The sequence below is a fragment of the Streptomyces sp. NPDC096012 genome, assembly GCF_040426375.1.
Taxonomy (GTDB): domain Bacteria; phylum Actinomycetota; class Actinomycetes; order Streptomycetales; family Streptomycetaceae; genus Streptomyces.
On sequence record NZ_JBEOTD010000049.1, the window covers coordinates 47,903 to 55,100 of the forward strand.

5 protein-coding genes are annotated in these 7,198 nt (G+C 74.4%); 2 read left to right on the forward strand and 3 right to left on the reverse strand.

Annotation, left to right across the window (positions count from 1 at the left end):
• Positions 1-122 precede the first annotated feature (122 nt).
• Positions 123-1,085 (reverse strand): 2-hydroxyacid dehydrogenase, encoded by a 963-nt coding sequence (locus ABVB68_RS32650; protein ID WP_353604799.1) that lies wholly within the window; start codon positions 1,083-1,085, stop codon positions 123-125.
• 74 nt (positions 1,086-1,159) lie between these two features.
• Between ABVB68_RS32650 and ABVB68_RS32655 the strand changes: the two genes are divergently transcribed.
• The gene (locus tag ABVB68_RS32655; RefSeq protein WP_353604800.1) at positions 1,160-2,158 is read left to right on the forward strand and encodes an aldo/keto reductase; all 999 of its coding nucleotides are present in this window, start codon (positions 1,160-1,162) and stop codon (positions 2,156-2,158) included.
• Between the two features lie 97 nt (positions 2,159-2,255).
• Positions 2,256-3,425 (forward strand): PQQ-dependent sugar dehydrogenase, encoded by a 1,170-nt coding sequence (locus ABVB68_RS32660; protein WP_353604801.1) that lies wholly within the window; start codon positions 2,256-2,258, stop codon positions 3,423-3,425.
• A 230-nt stretch (positions 3,426-3,655) separates the two neighbouring features.
• Here the strand turns inward: ABVB68_RS32660 and ABVB68_RS32665 are convergent, their stop codons facing one another.
• A complete protein-coding gene (locus ABVB68_RS32665; RefSeq protein WP_353604802.1) occupies positions 3,656-3,886 on the reverse strand; it encodes a DUF6191 domain-containing protein in 231 nt (76 codons plus the stop codon).
• A 38-nt stretch (positions 3,887-3,924) separates the two neighbouring features.
• Positions 3,925-6,978, reverse strand: a complete 3,054-nt coding sequence (locus ABVB68_RS32670; protein ID WP_353604803.1) for a helix-turn-helix transcriptional regulator — start codon at positions 6,976-6,978, stop codon at positions 3,925-3,927.
• Between the last annotated feature and the right edge of the window lie 220 nt (positions 6,979-7,198).

Genomic DNA, 7,198 nt, shown 5'->3' on the forward strand with positions numbered 1-7,198 from the left:
CTGTCGGGACGATACACCAGGATCGTCACTCAGGGACATAGCTTCTCTACGCTCCGTGACGACCAGCGGCGATGCGGGCACGGACCGCGTCCGAGGGGTCGCGCAGGGTGCCGGAGGGCGGGTTACGGCTCGTGGGCTCCCGTCGTAAGGATCACGTTCCGCAGGGGCTCCTGGTTCACGAATCGGGTCAACTGGTCCACGAGCAGCCGCTTGGCGCGCGGCAGGAAGGCGGAGGACGGGCCGCCCACGTGCGGGCTGATGAGCACGCCGGGTGCCCGCCACAGCGGGTGGCCCGGCGGCAGCGGCTCGGGGTCCGTCACGTCCAGGGCCGCGCTGATCCGGCCCCTCTCCAGCTCCGCGAGCAGCGCCTCGGTGTCGACGACGGGTCCGCGCGCGACGTTCACGAGCAGTGCGCCGTCCTTCATCCGCGCCAGGAACCCGGCGTCCACGAGGCCGTGCGTGGCCTCGGTGAGCGGGGTGGAGAGGATCACGACGTCCGCGTCCGGAAGCAGTGAGAGCACATCGGTGATCGGGTGCACCACCCCGCGTGCCGTGGTGCGCGGGGAGCGCGCGACGCGCGCCACCCGCGCCACCTCGAAGGGCGTGAGCCGGTCCTCGATGGCGGCGCCGATGGCGCCGTACCCGACGATGAGGACGTTCTTGTCCGCCAGGGAGGGATGGAACGCGCTCTGCCAGCGCTCCTGTTGCTGGGCCCGGACGAATCCGGGGACACCGCGCAGGGCCGCGAGGGTCAGGGTGAGCGCCAGTTCGGCGGTGCTCGTCTCGTGCACTCCGCGGGCGTTGCACAGCCGCACCCCCGGCACGATCGACGACAGCCGCGCGGTGATGTCGTCGACGCCCGCCGTGAGCGTCTGGATGACCCGCACGCCGGTCAGCAGCTCCAGCGGGCGGACCTTGACCGGCCACCGTTTCATGTACGGCACCACGTACACGGCGCACTGTGCGGGGTCACCGGGAAAGGCCTGCTCACCGTCCTCGCCGCCGTCCCAGAACAGGTACCGGGGCCCTTCGGGCAGCCCCTCGATCTCCTTCGGCGGGATGGGAAGCCATACGTCAGCACTCATGGCAGGAGGCTATGTCAGGGGCCGCGGACGCAAAGGTTAGGTTGGGGGCCGGGCAGAGGGAGGTTCACGAGCAGGTGGAGCGCAGGACGATCGGCGCGGGGGCGCTCGCGGTGGGGGCCGTCGGACTCGGGTGCATGCCCATGAGCTGGGCGTACAGCGGATCGCGGCAGCGGGGCGACGAGTCGCTGAGATGCGTGCACCGGGCGCTGGACGTGGGCTCGACCCTGCTGGACACCGCGGACATGTACGGCCCGTTCACCAACGAGCTGCTGCTCGGCCGGGTGCTCAGGGAGCGGCGCCGGGACGCCTTCGTGTCGACGAAGGCCGGCCTGCTCGTGGGCGAGCAGCACATCGTGGCCAACGGCCGCCCGGGGTACGTGAAGCGGGCCTGCGACGCCTCGCTGCGGCGCCTGCAGACGGACGTGATCGACCTGTACCAGCTGCACCGCGCCGACCCCGAGGTGCCGGTGGAGGAGACGTGGGGCGCGATGGCCGAGCTGGTGCGGGCGGGGAAGGTGCGGGCGCTGGGCCTGTGCGCGGTGGGGGTCCGGGGCGGGCGCCGCTCGGGCGCCGGGCTCTACGACGGCACGCTGAGCCAACTGCGCCGGGTGCAGCAGGTGTTCCCGGTGAGCGCGGTGCAGGCGGAGCTCTCGGTGTGGTCGCCGGAGGCACGTGCGGCGCTGCTGCCGTGGTGCGAGGAACGGGGCGTGGGCTTCCTCGCGGCGATGCCGCTGGGCAACGGCTTCCTGACCGGCACGCTGCGGCCCGGCGAGGGCTTCGAACCGGACGACGTACGGGCCCGCCATCCCCGCTTCACGGCCGAGATGATGGCGGCCAACCAGCCGATCGTCGCGGGCCTGCGCCGGATCGCGCGGCGCCACGGCGAGGACGTCACCCCGGCCCAGGTGGCGCTGGCCTGGGTGCTGGCCCAGGGGCGGCATGTGATCGCCCTGCCGGGCACCAAGCAAGAGCGCTGGGCCACGCAGAACGCGGCCGCCGCCGGGCTCCGGCTGACCGATCAGGACCTGGCCGAGGTGGCCGCGCTGCCGCCGGCTCTGGGATCGTGGGACTGAGGGGCTCGCGCCACCGGTTGCCGCCGACCGGGAACCCGGACGGGGCGAGCGGTGCGGAGAGGCGCAGCGCGCGCCGGCCCACTGCCTCGAAGGGACCATGATCGTGCGACGTCGAACTGTGTCGGCCGTCCTGGCCGCGACCGCCCTCCTGCTGTCGGCCGGCTGCTCCTCCGGCGGAGCGGGGTTTCCGGACGGCGCCGGGAGCACCGGGCCGCGGGGGACGGCGGCGGGCGGCGCCCCCTCCGGCCGGGCCACCGGACCGGCCGCGCCGGCCAGGGGCTCCGTGCACGTGCTGCGCACGCTCACCGAGGGCCTGAAGTCACCGTGGGGCCTGGCCCCGCTGCCCGACGGCGGCCTGCTGGTCGCCTCCCGCGACGACGGGACCATCACCAGGATCGACGGGAAGACGGGCGGGAAGACCGAGCTGGGTGCCGTCTCCGGGGTCTCCCCGGCCGGCGAGGGCGGTCTGCTGGGCCTCGCCCTCTCCCCGGACTTCGCCTCGGACCGCATGGTCTACGCCTACTTCACCTCGGCCTCGGACAACCGCATCGTCCGCATGCGGTACGACGCCCGGAAGCCGGCCGGTGAGCAACTGGGCGCTCCGGACACGGTGTTCAAGGGCATCCCCAAGGGCGTCATCCACAACGGCGGCCGGATCGGGTTCGGCCCGGACAAAATGCTGTACGCGGGCACCGGCGAGAGCGGCCGGAGGGGCCTGGCCCAGGACAAGGGGTCGCTCGGCGGCAAGATCCTGCGGCTGACCCCGGAGGGCGAGCCGGCTCCGGGCAATCCGTTCCCGGACTCCCCCGTGTACTCCTACGGCCACCGCAACGTCCAGGGGCTGGCCTGGGACGACAGACAGCGGCTGTTCGCCTCGGAGTTCGGGCAGGACACCTGGGACGAACTCAACGCGATCGAGCCCGGCGGCGACTACGGCTGGCCGGAGGCGGAGGGCAGGTCCTCCGACGCCCGGTTCCACAACCCGATAGCCCAGTGGCACACCGACGACGCCTCCCCCAGCGGCATCGCCTACGTCGACGGCGTGATCTGGATGGCGGCCCTGAAGGGGCAGCGCCTGTGGCGCATCCCGCTGGACGGGGCCAAGGCGTCGGCGGCCCCGCAGGCGTTCCTGACGGGACGCTACGGCCGCCTTCGGACGGTGGTCCCGGCGGGTGGCCACAAGATCTGGCTGGTGACCAGCAACACGGACGGCCGGGGGACGCCGAAGAAGGGTGACGACCGGGTGCTGGAAGTGGCGGTGAGGTGATCGCGCGCACGGCCGCCCCCGTGCGGGGGTGCCTCCGCTCGGGGCCACCCCGCGCGGCTGTCCCCCCGCTCAGGGCCCCGCACTCGGACCGTCCGCGCTCACCCCGTTCCCCGTTCAACCCGGTCCGCGCTCACCCCGTTCCGCGCGCACAGCCGGCCCCGCTCGGAGCCGCCCCGCTCACGGCCGCCCCGTACAACGCTCAACGCTTGCCCCGCGCGCGGCTGTCCGGCTCAGGGGTGCTCCGCACGCGGCTCTGGTTCGGTGTCCCCTTCGCCCCGCGGTCGCGGCGCGGCCCGCTGCGGTGCGGGCGGCCGTACGACCGCCTTTCCGGAGGACAGGTCGATGGGGCCACGGCCCGGGTCGTTGTCCCCGACGTCCTCGCGGGTCAGTTCGAGCCGGTTCTCCTCGTCCCGGGTGTGCTTGCGGCTGGGTGCGAACAGTTCCTCGAAGGCGTTGAACACGGCTGCTCCCCTGTGCCGGGTTTTCTCCAGCGTACGTCTCAGCCCGCCGGCGTGGCGGTGAGCGTCCCGGCCGTGAACAGTTCCAGCCGGTGGGCCATCGCCGCCGCCTCGCCCCGGCCCGAGACGCCCAGCTTGCCGAGGATGTTGGAGACGTGGACGCTCGCGGTCTTCGGGGAGATGAACAGCTCCTCGGCTATCTGGCGGTTGGTGCGGCCGGCCGCGACCAGCCGCAGGACCTCGCTCTCGCGGTTGGTCAGGCCGAGCGCGGCGACCGGGTCGGCGGGGGCGAGGGGCCGGCCCGGGTCCCGGGTCAGGGTGAGGCGCGCCCGCTGGGCGAGCCGGGTGACGGCGTCGGCGAGGGGGCGGGCCTCGAGGTGGGCGGCGACCGCGGCGGCCAGCCGCAGCAGCTCCACCGCGCGGTCGCGTTGGTCGTCGCCCCCCTCGGCGAGCAGTGCCTCGGCGAGGCGGTGGCGGGTGCGGGCGAGGTCGTAGGGGCGGTCCAGGCATTCGAAGGCGGCGACCACCGGCGACCAGGTGCCGGACGTGTCCCGGCCCTGCGCGCGGCGCAGCTCGGCGCGGGTCCAGTGGTCGTAGGCCTGCCAGAGCGGGACGCCGGTGGTGAGTGTCCTCGCGGCCGCGGTGAGGCGGTCGAGGACCTCGGCGCGGCCGGGCTCGGCGGCGGGCAGGGTTCGGGCGTCGGCCTCGGCGGTCGCGGCGGCCAGCAGCAGCGGCCAGGCGTATCGGTGGGTGCCCGGCAGGAAGCCGGTCTCCAGGACCTGGAGCAGTTCGGCCCGGGCGTCGGTGACGCGGCCCTCGGCGGCGGCGACCCCGATGGCTATGCGGGCCAGCGGCAGGGACTGCTGGGGCATGGGGTCGTGGGTGCCGTAGTGGGCGCGGGCGGCGGCGAGTTGCCGGCCGGCCTCGGCGAGATCGCCGCGCCCCAGCGCGATGTGGGCGAGCTTCAGGGCGCCAGCGCCACGGGGTTTGGCGCTGTGGCCGACCTGGGTAGCGTGCGCGGCGGCCGCGGCGGCGTCGGGCCACTGGCCCAGGGAGTAGAGCGCATCGGACAGATTGCCCCACGCCCAGGCCTCGGAGTCCAGCAGTCCGTGCTTGCGGGCGAAGGTGATGCCTTCGCGCAGCAGCGGGACGGCCTCCCGGTCGCGGCCGACGGTCTGCATCTCGGAGGGCAGATTCACGTAGGCGCGGCCCGCGACGTGGTGCACGCCTTCGGCCAGGGTGTCGGTCAGGACCTGCCGCATCTGTGTGAGGCCGGTCTCGGGGTCGCCCGCGTCCACTCTGAGGCCGCTCAGGGTGAGGCGGGCGTTGAGTTCGATGTCACGGGCGCCCACCATGCGCGCGTACTCCACGGCCTGCTCGGCCGAGGTGATGGCTTCGGGGCCGGGCCGGTGCAGCATGGACCAGTTGGCGGCGAGCGCCAGCACCTCGGCGTGCACCTCCGAAGGGGGCAGGCCGCGGATGAGCTCCTGGGCGGTGGCCAGTTCCCGCCAGCCGTCGCCCCGGGCCTGGGCCTGGACCAGCCGCGAGCGCTGCACCCAGAACCAGGCGGCGCGCAGCGGGTCCGGCTCGTCCTCCAGCAGGCGCAGGGCGCGCTTGGTGATCTTCAGGGCGCGTTCGCGTTCGCCGCCGAAGCGGCCCGCGACGGCCGCCTCAGCCATCAGGTCGAGGTAGCGCAGCGGGGCGGTGACCGGGTCGCGGCCGCCGGGGGGTGGGGGCGGGTAGACCTCGGTGCAGTCGACCGGGCGCAGGGCGCCGCGCACCTCCTGCGGGGCGCTGTCCCACAGCTCCATCGCCCTTTCCAGCAGCCCGAGTTGCTCGGTGTAGGCATGCCTTCGCCGGGCCACGACGGAGGCGTCGAGAACGGCGGGCAGGGCCTTGGCGGCGTCGTGGGCGTGGTACCAGTAACTGGCCAGGCGCATCACCCGCGCGTCGGGCGCGACGAGCGCGGGGTCGGTCTCCAGGGCCTCGGCGTAGCGGCGGTTGAGGCGGGAGCGCTCACCGGGCAGCAGGTCGTCGGCGACGGCCTCGCGGACCAGGGAGTGCCGGAAGCGGTAGCCGTCGCCGGCCGCGGTGACGCTGAGGATGTTGGCCCCCACGGCGGAGCGCAGCGCCTCGATGAGGTCGTCCTCGGAGAGCTGGGCGACGGCCGCGATGAGCCGGTACTCGACGGTGGAGCCGCCCTCGGCGACGACCCGGACGACCCGCTGGGCGCTCTCGGGCAGCGCCTCGACCCGGACCAGGAGCAGATCGCGCAGGGAGTCGGTCAGGCCGGGGCAGCCGCCCTGACGGGACGCGACGGCGAGTTCCTCGACGAAGAAGGCGTTGCCGTCGGAGCGTTCGAAGATCTCGTCGACCTGGGCCGGAGCGGGTTCGGCGGCCAGGATGCCGGCGATCTGGCGGCCGACCTCCTCGCGCGTGAACCGGGCCAGTTCGATGCGGCGGACCGTGCGCAGCCGGTCGAGCTCGGCGAGCAGGGGGCGCAGCGGGTGGCGGCGGTGGATGTCGTCGGAGCGGTAGCTGGCGAGGACCAGGAGACGGCCGGTGCGCAGGGTGCGGAAGAGGTAGGCGAGCAGGTGGCGGGTGGAGGCGTCGGCCCAGTGCAGGTCCTCCAGGACCAGCACGACGGGGTGTGCGGCGGCGACCCGCTCCAGCAGCCGTACGGTCAGCTCGAACAGGCGGGCCATGCCCTGCTCGTCGTGGCGGCCGGCGCCCGCGTCGCCCAGTTCGGGCAGCAGCCGGGCCAGTTCCTCCTCCTGACCGGAGGCCGCGGCGGCGAACTCCGCCGGCAGGGCCTCGCGCAGGGCCCGCAGAGCGCTGGAGAACGGCGCGAACGGCAGCCCGTCGGCGCCGATCTCCACACAGCCGCCGAGCGCGACGACCGCCTCGCGGCGGCCCGCGGTCATGACGAACTCCTCGACGAGGCGGGTCTTGCCGACGCCCGCCTCGCCACCGAGCAGCAGTGCCTGCGGTTCGCCGGCGGCGGCCCGGGTGAACGCGTCGTCGAGGGTTGCCAACTCGCCGGTGCGGCCGACGAACACGGGACTGACTGACCTGGTCTCCACGAGCCCGAGCATCGCACGAGGCCCGGACACGGCGGCACCGGTTTTCCACCGCCCCGGTGCGATCGTCGTACCGGATGCGGGGCGGCTCGTACGCACAGGGGGAAGGGGCGTCCGAACGGACGGAAGGGCCGGTCCGAGGGACGGAAGGGGCGTTCGAACGGGCGGAAGGGCCGGGGGGCATCCCCGGGGGGGGGGGCGGCGCCCGGGGGGGGGGGGGGGGGGGCCCCGCGGG

Bases quoted from the DNA above. Each gene is read 5' to 3' on its own strand.
- ABVB68_RS32650 (WP_353604799.1), bottom strand. From the start codon at position 1,085: ATGAGTGCTGACGTATGGCTTCCCATCCCGCCGAAGGAGATCGAGGGG.
- ABVB68_RS32670 (WP_353604803.1), bottom strand. From the start codon at position 6,978: ATGCTCGGGCTCGTGGAGACCAGGTCAGTCAGTCCCGTGTTCGTCGGC.
- ABVB68_RS32660 (WP_353604801.1), top strand. From the start codon at position 2,256: ATGATCGTGCGACGTCGAACTGTGTCGGCCGTCCTGGCCGCGACCGCC.